General features: G+C 65.4%; 16 protein-coding genes. 9 read left to right on the forward strand and 7 right to left on the reverse strand.

Annotation, left to right across the window (positions count from 1 at the left end; translation table 11 throughout):
* Positions 1-228 precede the first annotated feature (228 nt).
* The gene (locus AC1Q7Q_RS11365; protein ID WP_492372715.1) at positions 229-1086 is read right to left on the reverse strand and encodes a hypothetical protein; all 858 of its coding nucleotides are present in this window, start codon (positions 1084-1086) and stop codon (positions 229-231) included.
* Between the two features lie 207 nt (positions 1087-1293).
* Between AC1Q7Q_RS11365 and AC1Q7Q_RS11370 the strand changes: the two genes are divergently transcribed.
* From AC1Q7Q_RS11370 to AC1Q7Q_RS11380, 3 genes are all read left to right on the forward strand, one after another.
* Positions 1294-1683: a hypothetical protein gene (locus AC1Q7Q_RS11370; RefSeq protein ID WP_492372716.1), complete on the forward strand. Its 390-nt coding sequence runs from the start codon at positions 1294-1296 to the stop codon at positions 1681-1683.
* Between the two features lie 238 nt (positions 1684-1921).
* On the forward strand, positions 1922-3031 hold the full coding sequence (locus AC1Q7Q_RS11375; RefSeq protein ID WP_492372717.1) for an LLM class flavin-dependent oxidoreductase: 1110 nt from the start codon (positions 1922-1924) through the stop codon (positions 3029-3031).
* 20 nt (positions 3032-3051) lie between these two features.
* Entirely contained in the window at positions 3052-4020 is a 969-nt protein-coding gene (locus tag AC1Q7Q_RS11380) for an ABC transporter substrate-binding protein (RefSeq protein ID WP_492372718.1), read from the forward strand.
* An 88-nt stretch (positions 4021-4108) separates the two neighbouring features.
* Here AC1Q7Q_RS11380 and AC1Q7Q_RS11385 read toward each other — a convergent pair whose 3' ends face one another.
* The 6 genes from AC1Q7Q_RS11385 to AC1Q7Q_RS11410 form a co-directional block, all read right to left on the reverse strand.
* Positions 4109-4846, reverse strand: a complete 738-nt coding sequence (locus AC1Q7Q_RS11385) for a GGDEF domain-containing protein (protein ID WP_492372719.1) — start codon at positions 4844-4846, stop codon at positions 4109-4111.
* 7 nt (positions 4847-4853) lie between these two features.
* Positions 4854-5243, reverse strand: coding sequence for a DUF1987 domain-containing protein (locus tag AC1Q7Q_RS11390; RefSeq protein WP_043354443.1), 390 nt, complete (start codon positions 5241-5243; stop codon positions 4854-4856).
* Positions 5244-5272: 29 nt separating this feature from the next.
* Positions 5273-5842, reverse strand: a complete 570-nt coding sequence (locus AC1Q7Q_RS11395) for a SiaB family protein kinase (RefSeq protein WP_492372720.1) — start codon at positions 5840-5842, stop codon at positions 5273-5275.
* A 28-nt stretch (positions 5843-5870) separates the two neighbouring features.
* Entirely contained in the window at positions 5871-7106 is a 1236-nt protein-coding gene (locus AC1Q7Q_RS11400; protein ID WP_492372721.1) for a SpoIIE family protein phosphatase, read from the reverse strand.
* A gap of 118 nt (positions 7107-7224) precedes the next feature.
* The gene (locus AC1Q7Q_RS11405) at positions 7225-8277 is read right to left on the reverse strand and encodes a helix-turn-helix domain-containing protein (RefSeq protein WP_492372722.1); all 1053 of its coding nucleotides are present in this window, start codon (positions 8275-8277) and stop codon (positions 7225-7227) included.
* A gap of 68 nt (positions 8278-8345) precedes the next feature.
* Positions 8346-9863: a hypothetical protein gene (locus AC1Q7Q_RS11410; RefSeq protein WP_492372723.1), complete on the reverse strand. Its 1518-nt coding sequence runs from the start codon at positions 9861-9863 to the stop codon at positions 8346-8348.
* Positions 9864-10078: 215 nt separating this feature from the next.
* Here AC1Q7Q_RS11410 and AC1Q7Q_RS11415 point away from each other — a divergent pair, with 215 nt between their 5' ends.
* From AC1Q7Q_RS11415 to AC1Q7Q_RS11440, 6 genes are all read left to right on the forward strand, one after another.
* On the forward strand, positions 10079-10432 hold the full coding sequence (locus AC1Q7Q_RS11415) for a YciI family protein (RefSeq protein WP_492372724.1): 354 nt from the start codon (positions 10079-10081) through the stop codon (positions 10430-10432).
* A gap of 172 nt (positions 10433-10604) precedes the next feature.
* Positions 10605-11018: a YciI family protein gene (locus AC1Q7Q_RS11420; protein ID WP_492372725.1), complete on the forward strand. Its 414-nt coding sequence runs from the start codon at positions 10605-10607 to the stop codon at positions 11016-11018.
* Positions 11019-11075: 57 nt separating this feature from the next.
* On the forward strand, positions 11076-11612 hold the full coding sequence (locus AC1Q7Q_RS11425; protein WP_492372726.1) for an SRPBCC family protein: 537 nt from the start codon (positions 11076-11078) through the stop codon (positions 11610-11612).
* A 58-nt stretch (positions 11613-11670) separates the two neighbouring features.
* The gene (locus AC1Q7Q_RS11430) at positions 11671-12087 is read left to right on the forward strand and encodes a VOC family protein (RefSeq protein WP_492372727.1); all 417 of its coding nucleotides are present in this window, start codon (positions 11671-11673) and stop codon (positions 12085-12087) included.
* Positions 12088-12092: 5 nt separating this feature from the next.
* Positions 12093-13379, forward strand: a complete 1287-nt coding sequence (locus AC1Q7Q_RS11435) for an RNA polymerase sigma factor (RefSeq protein ID WP_492372728.1) — start codon at positions 12093-12095, stop codon at positions 13377-13379.
* A gap of 217 nt (positions 13380-13596) precedes the next feature.
* A complete protein-coding gene (locus AC1Q7Q_RS11440; RefSeq protein WP_492372729.1) occupies positions 13597-13953 on the forward strand; it encodes a calcium-binding protein in 357 nt (118 codons plus the stop codon).
* Positions 13954-14473: the final 520 nt, after the last annotated feature.

Below are 14473 nucleotides of genomic sequence, written 5' to 3' on the forward strand. Positions count from 1 at the left end.
GCGGGACGAAATCGAAGAGCCATACGGAAAGGAAAAAGGAGAGGAAAAATGGTAGGGATTGTCAGTCCGCTCAACAAGAAAACGGGCCCCGGAGGGTCCGTTTTGACGGGAGGCTGCGAAGCCTGATGTGATCGTAAGTATACTTTGTAATGCCGGGGCGATCGATGCGGGGCCGACAGCGACGGCGGCGACCGGCTTGACATGGCTCCCACATCGTGCTCGCCGCGCTCAGTCGGCGATCTCCACCTCCACGTTGGTGAGGCTTGGGAAGTGCTCATTGCGCTGCGCCTCGACAGAAAACGCCACGCCCTTGCGCTTGCCGCTCACGTAGCCGCTGTTGTCATTCTTGCCGGTCTCCAGTTGCCCCATCGGCGGCGACAACCGTTTGTAGAAGGCCAGCACCTGTTCGATGCTATCGGTGGTCTGCAGCCGCACCACGCGCCTGGCCCTGGCGTCGCTCAATGCATTCTGCCCGGTGCGATAGAGGATGGCCCTCGGGTACAGCGGCACCTGCGCCGGGAATCCCGTGGGGCGCTGGACCGGGCTGGCGCCTGTGCGGCTGGCATCCAGCGTGATGGTCTCCACCGTGGCGATCGTCTCGCCCCTGCCAAGCTTCAGGTCCTTGGGCACATCCTGGCCCCACGCGACCAGCGGCTGCGCCTGGGCGCGGTCGAAGCCGGGCCGCAGGAAAACCGACAGCACGGCGTGCTGGCTGTCCTGGCAGACGGATTCCTTGCCGCACTGCCGGTGCACCAGCGCCGCGGCCAGCACGGCGCCGCGCGCGTCGACCAGCACGGCCGCGCGCTCGGCGCCGTCGGAAAACTCCCGGCGCGACGCCACCAGGCGCAGGCCATCAGGCAGCGCCTGCTCCAACCTGTGCGGGCGCGATGCCAGGCCGGTCAGCAGTTGCTCGGCCAGCAGCCCGTCCTCCCAGTAGTAGGAGCCGGAAGCCAGGCCGGCAAATCGGGCCACGGCCGGTTCCAGCACGGAAACCTCCCTGGTCTCCGGCTCGCTGCCGGTGATCGGGACCAGGACGTAATCGTTGGCCAGGGCATGGGGCGAGGCGGCGACGGCGAAAAGAAGCAAGGCCGATAGAGCGAAGGGGATGGGACGAAATCGAAGAGCCATGCAGAGAGGAGGAAAAGGTAGGAGGGTGTCAGTCCGATCAACAAGAAAGCGGGCCCCGAAGGGTCCGCTTTGACGGCAGGCCACGAAGCCCGATGTGACTGCCAGTATACTTGGCAAATCCGGCTAATTGAAGCCGGGCACCAATGATGGGAAACACAGAGAACCATGAACAAGAAGATGCCAGCAATCCTGATGGCGGCAAGCACGATCGTGCTTGCCGCTCCGGCGCATGCGCAAGCAGACCCGGCCGTGCTCAAGGGCATGTATGACATGTCCCGCAACGTCGCTGGTCTCACCAGCTACTGTGTCGGAAAGGGCTTCCTGAAAGCCGACAGTGTCAAGAACGCCAGGAAGATGGTCGGTCTGATCGCGGGGATCCCGGGGGTAGATACAAGTGGTGGCGAGGCCAGCGAGGCCGCGGGGCTGCGCGGTAACGTGCTGATGCCGGACGGCAAGGAAGAAGGGATTGAAGGCAGCCCGCTTGGCGCCAAGCAGTGGTGCAAAGACTCGGCACAAGGCGTGTCGGACGGTTTGAAGAGCGCGGCTGCCGGCTAATCACGCAGCGCCGAAAAAGATCGCATTCGGCTGCCTGAACCAGCGCTAACGGAAGATGGCGCTGGTTCGGCGCCAGCCAGGCAAGGGCTGCCCCTCATCGTGCAAAACCGCATATCTTCCCTCGTTCTTATTCCTTAAGAATCGCTTATCCACGGCGTATGTTCATGCTTTGGCGATACGGCGCGCAACTCCCCCGCAGCCGCTTCAAATCATCGCAAACCAGGAACAGGAGCCTACGATGAGCGTGGAAATCATTGGCATGATCCAGAGCCAGAAGCAGTCGGAGATCCATCCGGCCAGCGGACCGGTCGTGGATCGCGACTATGTGCGGGCATTTGCGCAAGCGCATGAGAACGCCGGCTTCGACCGCGTGCTGGTGCCGCATCACTCCACCGGCCCGTCCGCCACGCTCACCATTGCCTATGCGGCCGCCGTGACCGAGCGCGTGCATTTCATGCTCGCGCACCGGCCGGGCTTTACCGCGCCCACGCTGGCGGCCCGGCAGATCGCCTCGCTTGACCAGTTCAGCGGTGGCCGGCTTGGCGTGCACTTCATCTCCGGCGGCTCCGATTCCGAGCAGCAGCGCGACGGCGATTTCCTCAGCCACGACGAGCGCTATGCGCGCACCGACGAGTACCTTGGCATCCTGCGGCGCATCTGGACGCAGGACAAGCCGTTCGACCACGAAGGCAAGTATTACCGCTTCACCCAGGGCTTCTCCGAAGTGAAGCCGGCGCAGAAGCCACACGTGCCGATCTTCTTCGGTGGGGCTTCGGACGCGGCGATTGAAGTCGCCGGACGTCACGCCGATGTCTACGCACTGTGGGGCGAATCGCTCGAGCAGGTCCGCGACATCACCACGCGGGTGCGCGCCGAGGCGGCCACGCATGGGCGGCAGGTGCGCTTCTCGGTCTCGTTCCGGCCGATCCTGGCGCAAACCGAGACGGCGGCATGGGCACGCGCCAATGCCATCCTCGAAGAAACGCGCCGCCTGCGCGAAGCGGCTGGCCTGGGGCAGGGCGGCCCGCAGCAAAGCGAAGGCGCGCGCCGCCTGCTGGCCGCCGCCGACAAGGGCCCGCGTGTGGACAAGCGCCTGTGGACGGAGATCGCCAAGCTCACCGGCGCGCGCTCCAACTCCACCGCGCTGGTTGGCACGCCGGAGCAAGTCGCCGACGCGCTGCTGGACTACTACGACCTTGGCGTGACCACGTTCCTGATCCGCGGCTTCGATCCGCTCGAGGATGCCGTGGACTACGGCCGCGAGCTGATTCCCCGCGTGCGCGCGCTGGTGGCGCAGCGCGATGCCGCGGCCGGCGCTGGTGCCGGTGCTGGCCGCAAGGCAGCCTGAAGGGGATGGCGAGCGGCAACATGACGGCATCCCGAAGACAATTCCTGCGCTACGCCGCATTGGCGGCGGCCAGCGGCGCCTTGCCGTTTACCGTGTCGGCCCAGGGCCGGCCCGTGCTCAAGGCCGGCGACCAGAAGGGTGGCCTGCGTGCCCTGCTGGAGAGCGCCGGCGAGCTCAAGGGCCTGGCCTACGACATCCAGTGGACGGAGTTTCCCGCCGCCGCGCCGCTGGCCGAGGCGCTGAACGCCGGCGCGGTGGATTCCGGCCCGATCGGCGATGCGCCCGCCATCTTCGCGCTGGCCGCTGGCACGCCGATCAAGATCATCGGCGCCAACCGCTCGGACCCGTTCGGCACCGCCGTGCTGGTACGCGCCAATTCGCCCTTGAAGACGGCGGCGGACCTGCGCGGCAAGAATATCGGCACCAACCGTGGCTCCATTGGTCACTTCGTCGCCCTGAAGGCGCTCGAATCGGCCGGCTTGAAGCCCGAGGACGCCAGCCTGCGCTTCCTGCCGCCGGCGGACGCCAAGCTGGCGCTGGTCAACGGCTCGATCGATGCGTGGGCCACATGGGAGCCGTACACCGCGCTGGCCGAGACCAGCGGCCATGCACGCGTGCTGGTGAGCGGGCGCGGGCTGTGGTCCGGCCTGAGCTATCTTGCGGCGACGGACAGCGCGCTGGCCGCCAAGCGCGAGGTGCTGCGCGACTTCCTGCAGCGCGTGGTGCGCGCGCAGGTGTGGTCGTACCAGCATGTGGACGGCTTTTCCGCTGCGCTGGCGCGCATCATCGGCATCTCGCCGGAAGCCGCACGGCTGCAGTTTGAGCGGCGCCGTACGCGGTGGCGCAACATCGATGCGGCAGTGATTGCCGAGCAGCAGCGCACGGCGGATTTCTACCTGAAGGCAGGGCTGCTCAAGCAGCGGCTGGATGTGCGGACCACGTTCGATGCCGGCTTTCCGCTGGCGGTGCAGGTCAACCCGGCGAGCTGACCGGGCCGCAGGGGGCCGCAGGTGGCGCCGAGCGCGCCGCGGCATGTTGTGGCTTGGCGTCTTGCGTGAACCTGACCGGCGCGGCGCCTCAATGCAACGGCACCACCAGTTCGCTCTCCAGCAAACTGACAACCCGGTTACGCCCGCTCCGCTTGGCCTGATACAACGCCTCATCAGCGCGCGCATAGGCCTGCTCGAAACTCGTCCCAGGGGGACTCCAGCTCACGCCGAAGCTAGCCGTCACCTGCAGCCCCGCCTTGACCGGAAACACGTGCTGCTCGATCTGCAGCCGCATGCGCTCCGCCAGTTCGACAGCGGCGTCCAGCGCGCGCGCCGGCAGCAGCGCAGCGAACTCTTCGCCGCCCACCCGGCCGATGACGCCCGCGCCTTGCACCGACCGCTCCAGGCAGTCGACGACGCCGCAGATCACGGTATCGCCGACAGGGTGGCCCATCGAGTCGTTGACCCGCTTGAAGTGATCGATGTCGAGCACGATCAATGACAGGCTGTCCCTCGCCAGCACCGCACCGGCCCGCTCGATGATGGCGCCACGGTTCAGCGCGCCGGTGAGCGTGTCGCGCGTGGCGCGGAATTCCAGCTCGCGGGCCAGGTCCTGCAGGCGATGGTTGAGCCGGTTCATTTCCAGCTCTTCGCGGTCGCTGCGCCGTATCAGGCGCCGGGTTTCGCGCATCAGCCGCTCGTAGTAGCCGATCAGCTCGCCCAGCGTGTCGCGGTATGCCTGGGCACCGGCATCAGGATTGCCGAATACCGCCCTGGCGCCCGCCAGGACGCCGTTTTCCGACTCGAAGAGATCTGGCTCGGACATGCGCTGCTCAGCTCGCCGTGGTGGCGTGGTCGAGGAAATCGATGGCGGGGAAGTCGGCGTGCAGGTCCTGGCCGAATTCCAGGATCGTGTCGTCGTCCACGTCGTGATACCAGTGCACGATGACCCGGTTGCCCTTGTCGGCTGCGTCGTTCATGGCGTCGAACATGCTGAACAGCACCTTGGTGCTGGAGCTGTTGAAGTACGTCAGCGCCACATGCACGGTGACTTCGGTGTCCTCGCAGGCCGCCAGGTATTTGCGCAGGCGCAGGATCACGTCGCCGTAGAATACCGCGGCGTTTTCCGGATAGGACTCGCCTTTGAGGGAGAGCGTGTGCTGCTTGAAATCAAAGCTCACCTCGGGCGAGGTCGGTGTGGCGGCAATGAACAGGTTTTCCATCAGTTTCCCTTTCGATCCCGTTCAGTCATTCAGATGGTTGCGGTAAGGAAGAACATCGTCGATACCGGGTCCGCGTCGATGGGCTGGAAGCTGTACTCCAGCGGCGCGCTGGCGTCGCGGGCTACTGTCAGGAATCCCAGGCCGGCGCCCTTGCTGCCTTCCGGCGCTTCGGCGCGCATGGTTTCCTTGTAGGCCTGCTTGATCTGGTCCAGCGTCATGGTGCGCAACGGCTCCAGCGCGGCGCGCAGTTGCCCCACGCGGGTGAGCGCCACCGGGTTGGAGCACATCAGCCGGTAGCGGTCTTCCACCATGCAGATGCACACCGAACCGTGGCGCAGCTGGTTGGTGTCCTGGGTGGGCGGCGTGAGCGCGTCGGACGAATAGTGGACGATGTTCTGCGCCATCTCCACGAACGAGGAGAACAGCTTGCGCCGGGTCGAGCCATCGACGCCACTCACCGTCAGTTGCAGCCGGACTGCATCGGACATTGCCGCGATGATGTTCTGGGAAAAGTAGCCGACGTAGTAGAAGATCACGTTGCGTTCCCGGGCCATTTCAAAGAATGGCCCATATTCATGGTCAATCGAATTACCGTTCATCTCAGTGCTATAGCAGGCCATTGCAGGACTATTGAACGCGAAAGCAGAAAAACGTGAGGTCGTCGCGGCGGCGGTGATGGCCTTGCCACGCGCGATACTGGTCCAGCACGGCGTCGTTGATCTGCGCCGCCGAGGCATGCCGGCTGCCGCGGATCGCTTCGCGGATGCGGCGCTTGCCAAAGGCGATTTCCTTGGGGCCGCCGATCTGGTCGATCAGGCCATCGGTGGTCACAAACACCACGCTGTCCGGCTGGGTCTGGATAAAGCGGTTCTGCCAGGCAAAGTCCAGGTCGGTGTCCACATAGCCGACGCCCATGCGCTCGCCGTCCACGATCTCGCCTTCCTCCTCGCCGGGCTGGAGCACGAACAGGGCGCTCTTGGCGCCGGCGAACACGAGCTGGCGGCTGGCGTTGTCAAACCAGAAGAACGCCGCATCCATGCCGTCATTCGAGCCAGGCGTTTCATCATCGCCGTCGAGCTGCCCGAGCATCTGCTTGATGCCGCGGTTCACCGCCATCAGGAGCGCGCCAGGGTCGCGCGGGCCGCGCTGCTCGATGGCCTGGATCAGGATGGACGAGGAGATCAAGGTCAGGAACGCGCCCGGTACGCCGTGGCCCGTGCAATCGGCCAGCGCGGCAAACCAGCCGTCCTCGAACGCGGCAAAGTGATAGAAATCTCCGCCAACCACATCGCGCGGCTCCCACACCAGGCCAGCGTCGCCGAGCGTCCTGGCCAGCGCCTCGCGCGAGGGGCGCAGCATCGAGCGCTGGATGGTGCTGGCGTAGTCGATGCTGTGCATGATCTGGCGGTTCTTCTCGGCCTGCATGTCCGCGACCACGCGCATCAGCTGCAAGCCATGCCCGATGCCAAGGAAGCGGCCGTCACGCGCGATGATGAAGCCGTCGGCAAGCGCCTTCTCGCCGTACTCCACCGCCTTGAAGGTCAGGGCTTCGATGCTCATCGCCGCATCGACCACCAGCGGCTCCTTGTCCATGAAGGCGATACAGCTCTTGCGGTTGTACAGCTCGCGGTGATAGGGCTTGCTCATCTGCGACATGAAGATCGCGCGATTGATCAAGCCGATCGGCGTGTCGTTCTCGGTCACCGGCAAGCTGGCAAGGTCCCGGTGCTTGCCGAACACATCGAGGACTTCCTGATTGTTCTGTTCCGTGGTCACCGATGGCGTGGCGACGCAGAGATCCTCGGCACAGGGCTGCCGGAAGCGGGAACGAGCCAAGTGTGAGTCAACCGGAACGTCAGGCATCGCCAGGGCATTCGGACTATTGGGAAGCCGCCGATTGTATGGCTCGCGCATGACAGTCATGTGACATATGGCGCATGCGGCCCGTCCGGGGGCATCTCGCGGACGCCGTCGCCAGCGCTCAGAATCCCCGGAAATCCCTTGGGGACACGCCGTAGGCCCGACGGAATGCGCGGGTAAAGTCAGAGGCACTGTTGAAGCCGGCCCCATAGGCGATCTCGCCGATGCTGATGTGTGCAAGGCGCAGGAGATCGTCGGCCGCCGCCCGCAACCTGCAGTTGCGGATATACGCGCCAAGGCCGCCTTCGTGCTCGAACATCCGGTACAGGGTTGGGCGCGGCAGCCCGAACGCTTGCAGGATGCTCTCGGGCGAGAGGTCCTCGTGGTGCAAGTTGGCCTGCACGTAGCGCTGCACCTGCTCCAGCATGGCGGCGCGGGCGGCCGCGCGCGCGTTGCCGGCAAGGCGCGCCTGCTTGCCGAATGCGGCAACGATCAGGTGCGCGCAGTCGCGGATGGTTGTTTCCGCATCGGCCTCGGACCGTGCCGGGAGGTTGCGGCAGAGCGCCGTCACGTGATCGAAGATCAGGCGCGTCAGCGGCGAGGTATAGGTCACCACGCGGCCATGGATGGACTCGGCATCGGGAATGGCCGCCTCCACCGTGGCGCGCGGCACGAAGAAAGCCAGCACCCGGGCGCGCGTGGGGCGGTGCATGTGCATCGGCTGGTTCATGTCGAGCGCCAGGATGCCAGGCACGAACTGGGCGGATTTGCGCTGCCGGGAGAAGTCCGTCACCGTTTCGGCGATCCCGTCCACGGCCACATGGAAGACGTAGTCGCGCACGCTGTCGGTGGAGATGCGCGCGGTAGTGCGAATCTGGCCCACCGGATCGGTGCGGCTGTCCAGGTAGGTCAGGTCCTTGAGCACATAGGTATCGATCTCGCCCCGGAAGCCGCCGGCAACCTGCGCGCGCGAAACCGGGACATCGAGTATGCGGCCGACATAGTCGCGCCAGGCCGGCAACTGCAGCGTCACCGCCTCGTTCGCGACGGTGAAATGCTGGTGCACGATCGGCGCCGGGGCGGTGGCAGGGCTGGCGGACGCAGCCGGCTGGGCATGCCTTTGCAGATGGCAAGCCAGGATCCGGCTGACGGTGTCTGAATAAGCCTGGGTCATGATGGCGTCGGGGTCAGGAAATAGCTCGCGTCCCTAGTCCGAGCCATTGTACCGATGACGCTCAGAGGCTAGTCGGTTGCCGGTGCGCTCGCTTCCTTCAGTGCGGCCGCGTCGTACTCGCGCGCCGCATCGGCGGCGCGGCCGTTTTCCAGCACGCGGAAGCTGGCCGGGTCGGCGCCGTCGATTGCTACCAGGTTCACATAGCCGATGATATAGGCGTGCTTGCGGTCGCGCGCAAAGTCCGCGTCGAGGAACTCCAGTGTGGGCAGGTGCACGCGCTTGGCCGAGACCGGCCGGCGCCCGAAGAACAACTGGTCGCCCGCCAGCAGGAAGCCAGGGTGCGGTACCTGCAGCGTATCGTGCGGCACGGCTACCTTGAGCGGCTTGTCGTCGCAGAACAATTGCGCGTCGTCCCACGCGTAGCAGCCTGCGATGCGCAAGGCATCCGGGTTCACGCCTTTCTTGGCCTTGCCGCGATAGAAGGCACGGCTGGCATCGCGGGCCCACGAGCCCTGCAGCACGGTAAACCCGGCGGGATCGACCTTGCGCAGGGCTTGCGGCGTTTGGTAATGGTTCGGCGCGTAGAACACGGTGACGCCGTCACTGAGATAGCCATCCCCCAGCGCTTGCAGGCTGGTGATCGGCCGCGAGGAAAGCAAGGTTAGCTCGCACGGACCGTTGGCGTACCAGTGCAGCCAGTGGATGCCATGCGCATCGCCACAGAACACGCCCATCAGGCCGTGGCCAACGGGCATTTCCCTCGCGGCAAAGGTGGCCGGATCGAGCCCGGTGAGGCGATGGCCCTCGTATTCCACTTCTTGCACTGGCGTGGCTTGCGCGGCTGGCGCCTGCAGGCGGTGCCACCAGTAGTCCTGCAGCGCGGGCAGGGCAGTGAAGAAGTCCCGCCAGTGCTCGACCTGGCGGTGGTCGAGCGCGGTCATGCGCTGGCCGTCGTCGATGGGGCCGATCTTGTCGGTCATGCGCAGCGGGCCGTCACCACTGGGCGCTACCACCAGGCTGGCGCGGTCGGCTTCGATGCGCTGGCCGAAGTAGTACACATGTCCAGCATCGGCAATGTAGTTGCCCGGCAAGCCCACCACGGTGGCGCCATCCGCGCCGATCACGCGCTTGCCGTTGAAGTAGGCCGACTCGGCGTCCACGGCGTAGTAGTCATGCATGTAGGTCACCGGCTCCAGCGGGCCATTCTCCGGCCAGCGCCAGTCCTGATAGACCAGCGGCCGGAAAGCCTGCGGGCTGCGGGTGCGGATGGTTTTGCCGGTAATGAAGTAAGCCTGGCGGGCGTCGCGGGCGTAGCGCTCGTTGAGGACTTCGAAGGTGGCGATGTCGGCGTTCTCGATCCGGTAGAAGTAGTACCAGGCCGCACCGCTGCCTTGCTGAGCCTGCACGATGACGTGCTCGCCGTCGGTGAACCAGCGCCCGGCGATGCAGCGGAACGCCTGTGGATGGGCAATGGGCAGCGGGCTGCCGTCCTTGGCCCAGAGCGGCCGGTCGCCGTGCGACCAGATCACGGTGTCGCCCTCGATGAAGTACGAAGGATGGTTGGTTGGCTGGCGCGATGCGGTCATGGGAAGGCGTTGGGTGCCGAGTGGAGCAAGGTCGACATATTAAACTGTCCGCCCAGATCGGCAATGGTTGGCGAATCCTCGGCCATTGCAATTAACGGCCAAGCATTTCTGCCATCCATCAGTGGCGCGCCGGCCGCTTGCGGCCGGCGGCCGCGGCGTGCAGGATGTGGGCGGTAAGCCATACCCGAAAATGCGCAAATCAAAGTGGAGACCCTATGTCGTACATGCTGTTGATTGTCGAACCCGTTGGCCAGCGCGCCGAGCGTTCGCCGGAAGAAGGGCGCCAGGCTTACGCCAGCATGCAGCGTTTTGCCGAAGGCCTGAATGAGCGCGGGCTGCTGCTGGGTGTCAACTCGCTCACGTCGCAGGCCAATGGCGTGCGCGTGCAGGTGCGCGAAGGCCGCCGCGACCTGCTCGACGGCCCCTTTGCCGAGGCCAAGGAGATGATCGGCGGCTACTTCCTGCTTGACTGCGCCACGCAGGACGAGGCCATTGCCATCGCCGCCGAGTGCCCCGCCGCGGCATGGTGCGCCGTGGAGGTCCGCGAGGTCGGGCCTTGCTTCCTGTAAGGCAGCCGGCGAGGGGCTTTCCTAGGTAATTACCCTTGGTCTTGAGGTTTTTTTGCCTCGGATGTCGATCCGGCGGCGCGCGGTTCGTCGTACCGGTAAGAGCCAGCGAGATGGCAGCGCCCTGCCACCGCCATGGCTTACCACCGACAAACTCAAGCTAAGGAGAACCGCGATGCGATTCATGATCCTGGTGAAGGCCACGCAAGACAGCGAGGCCGGCGCGATGCCGGACGAAAGCCTCTTCGCGGCGATGGCCGCGTATCACGAGCAACTGGCCAAGGCGGGCGTGCTGCTGGACGCCGCTGGCCTCAAGCCCACCGCCAATGGATGGCGCATCCGTTATGCCGCCGGCCAGCGCACCGTCATCGACGGGCCATTTGCGCAAAGCAAGGAGATAGTGGCGGGCTACACGCTGATCCAGGTGCGCAGCCGCGAGGAAGCCATGGAATGGGCGCGGCGCTTCCCGTCGCCGCATGGCGATATGGCCGACGGCGAGATCGAGGTACGGCAGCTGTTCGAGCTGGAGGACTTCGCGCCGAGCCCTGCGGTGGAGCGCATTCGCGACCTGGATGTCGGCCAGCACTGAGCCAACGATCCCACGATCTCACTCTAGCCCAACCCACCCTTTGCCGGATCCGACACCATGCTCAAGCCCATCCTGCTCGCCGCTTTCGGCGCCATTGCCCTGCTGCTGATCTACGCCGCCACGCGGCCCGATACCTTCCGGGTCGAGCGCAGCGCCAGCGTCAAGGCGCCGCCGGAGCGCGTGTTCGCGCTCATCAACGACCTCCACAACTTCAACCAGTGGAACCCCTATGAAAAGAAGGACCCGTCCCTGAAGGGCACCTACGGCGCCACGCGCAGCGGGCAGGGCGCCGCCTACGCCTGGGAGAGCGACAAGGTGGGCGTGGGCAGCATGGAAATCCTCCATGCGGTGCCGGCCTCCAAGGTCACGATGCGGCTGGATTTCATCAAGCCGTTCGAGGCGCACAACACCGTCGAATTCACGCTCAGGCCGCAGGCCGATGCCACCAACGTGACCTGGTCGATGGAAGGTGGCGTGCCGTACTTTGCAAAGCTGATGCACCTGGTCTTCAATATGGACAAGATGGTCGGCAACGATTTCGAGCAAGGGCTGGTCAACCTGAAGACACTGGCCGAGGCGCCGGCGGCCCGGTAAGCGGGGCAACCCGCCGAGCTTCCACCCAATCACGCGAAACCGAATCCTAGGACGAATCATGCATAAGCAAATCTACCTGAACCTCGCCGTGGCCGACCTGCAGCGCTCGCAGGATTTCTTCAAGGGCCTGGGGTTCACCTTTAACCCGCAGTTCACCAACGACAGCGCTGCCTGCATGGTCATCGGCGAGAACATCCACGCGATGCTGCTCAAGCATGCATTCTTCCAGACCTTCACCACCCGCAAGCTGTGCGATACCTCCGAGAGCACCGAAGTGCTGATCTGCATCTCCTGCGAGAGCCGCGCCGAGGTGGACGCCCTGGTCGCCAAAGCCGTGGCCGCCGGCGCAACGGCGCCGCGCGCGCCGCAGGACCACGGCTTCATGTACGGGCACGGGTTCGATGATCTCGACGGGCATATCTGGGAGTTGGTGTATATGGAGCCCTCGGCACCCGGCGCGACCAGCGCGGCCTGAAACACATGGTGACGACGACACCGACGCAGCGGGCGATCGAAGCCGTCTGGCGCATCGAATCCGCCAAGGTGATCGCCCACGTTGCGCGCGTGGTGCGCGACGTGGGCCTGGCCGAAGAACTGGCGCAGGATGCGCTCGTTGCCGCGCTGGAGCGCTGGAGCGAGACCGGCGTGCCGGACAACCCGGGCGCCTGGCTGATGACCACGGCGAAGAACCGCGCGCTCGACCATCTGCGCCAGCAAGCGCTGCACGCCCGCAAGCACGAGCAGATCGGCCAGGATCTCGAAGCGATGGAGGCTCACGTGGTGCCGGATTTTGTCGATGCGCTGGATGCCGCGCGCGCGGATGACATCGGCGATGATCTGCTGCGGCTGGTCTTCACCGCCTGCCACCCGGTGCTCTCCACGGATGCGCGGGTTGCCATGACGCTGCGCCTGCTGGGCGGGCTGACCACCGAGGAAATCGCGCGCGCCTTTCTCACGCCGGAGGCCACCATTGCCCAGCGCATCGTGCGTGCCAAGCGCACCCTCGGTGCGGCCCGCGTGCCTTTCGAAGTGCCCGGCCCGCAGGCACGCGCGCCGCGCCTGGCGTCGGTGCTGGAGGTGATCTACCTGATTTTCAACGAAGGTTATTCCGCCACCGCTGGCGATGACTGGATGCGCCCCGCGCTATGCGAGGAAGCACTGCGCCTGGGCCGCACGCTGGCCGGCCTGGCGCCGCAGGAAAGCGAGGTGCACGGCCTGGTAGCGCTGATGGAGATCCAGGCCTCGCGCACGCATGCACGGGTCGATGCGCAAGGCCGCCCGGTGCTGCTGCTGGAACAGGACCGAAGCCGCTGGGACCGCCTGCTGATCCGGCGCGGGCAGGCGGCGCTGGCGCGCGCGCAAGAGCTGGGCGGGGCGCTCGGCCCCTACGCCTTGCAGGCGGCGCTGGCCGCCTGCCACGCCCGCGCCAGCGCCGCGGCTGATACCGACTGGGCGCAGATCGCCGCCATCTACGACGCGCTGTCGGAGGTGGCGCCGTCACCCGTGGTGGAGCTGAACCGCGCGGTGGCGATCGGCATGGCTTTCGGCCCCGAGGCCGGCCTGGAACTGGTGAATGCGCTTCTCACCGAATCCTCGCTGGCGAAGTACCACTTGCTGCCCAGCGTGCGCGGCGACTTGTTGTACAAGCTCGGCCGCTTCGCCGAGGCCCGCGCCGAGTTCGAGCGCGCGGCCGGCATGACCCGCAACACCCGCGAGCGCGAATTCTTGCTGGGGCGGGCGCGGGATGCGGGGGCTCCCCGGCCCTGACCCGCCAGCGCGCATTGCCGCGCGTCACCACCGCCTGACTGGCAAAACGCTAATATCAGATACCGAAATAACTAAATTCCGCAATGCCGGAAAGCCGACGATGATCTTAGCCACGGGCCCGGGGGATCGATTGCTCCCGATCTCTGCACAAGCCATCCGGTCGCCCACGCCCGCGGGACCGGCGGGCAATACCATCGAAGTGTTCCAGGAGACTCTAATGATTCCACGGCTACTGTCGACCGCCAGCCTGGCGCTGGTCGCATTCCTTGCATCCGGCACTGTCGGCGCGCAACAACCCGCGCCACAACCCGCACCCCAGGCGGCGCCGCAAGCGCCCATGAATCCAAAGGAAGCCAAGGCGAAATTCGCAGAGAAGTTCGCTGCCGCCGATACCAACCACGACGGCAAGCTGAGCCGCGAGGAAGCAGAGGCTGGCATGCCGGAGGTCTACAAGAACTTCGACAAGATCGATACGAGGAAGAAGGGCGCGATTACGCAGAAGCAGATTGGTGCGTACTTTGCGGCCAAGGCCAAGCAGAAAGCCGCGGCGCAGAATCCGGGAAGCCTGAACTGACCTGGCGGTGCCGGCAGGGAGCTTGCGAGCTGAAATGCGCCCAGGTTCCGCCGGCAGCGGACGGTGGGACAGTATCGCAAATGCGGGTCCCTGACGACAGAGATCCCCGGAAAACTGGCCGGATCAAAGCCAGTGCCGGGGAGCTTTAACGATTCCTTGATTCCTTGATTCCTTGATGCCTAGATTCCTTGCTTCCTGGATTCTCTTTATACCTTTGATACCTGACAACGACGGCGGATCTCTGTTGTTCTTTCAGTCAGGTCAGGAGATTGAAGGCGAACCCTAGCGCAATCGCGCCACCGAGCGCCTCCACTGCTGCCAGCGCGAGAAGGTTCTTCAAGATGAAGCTTTCGTCCTGCTTGGTCACCATGGTGTTGTCTCCTGGAGTCGGAATCCCACGGCTGGTATGTAGTGGCAAGCTAAGCAGTGCCATTCCACGCTCCAGCCACGTCTTGATTCGCTTCCAGTAGACCGCAACCCGGAGCCGGAGAGAAGCTGGCATAAACCCCTATTCAGGCAG

The organism is Cupriavidus sp. GW823-FHT07A04 (genome assembly GCF_058794615.1).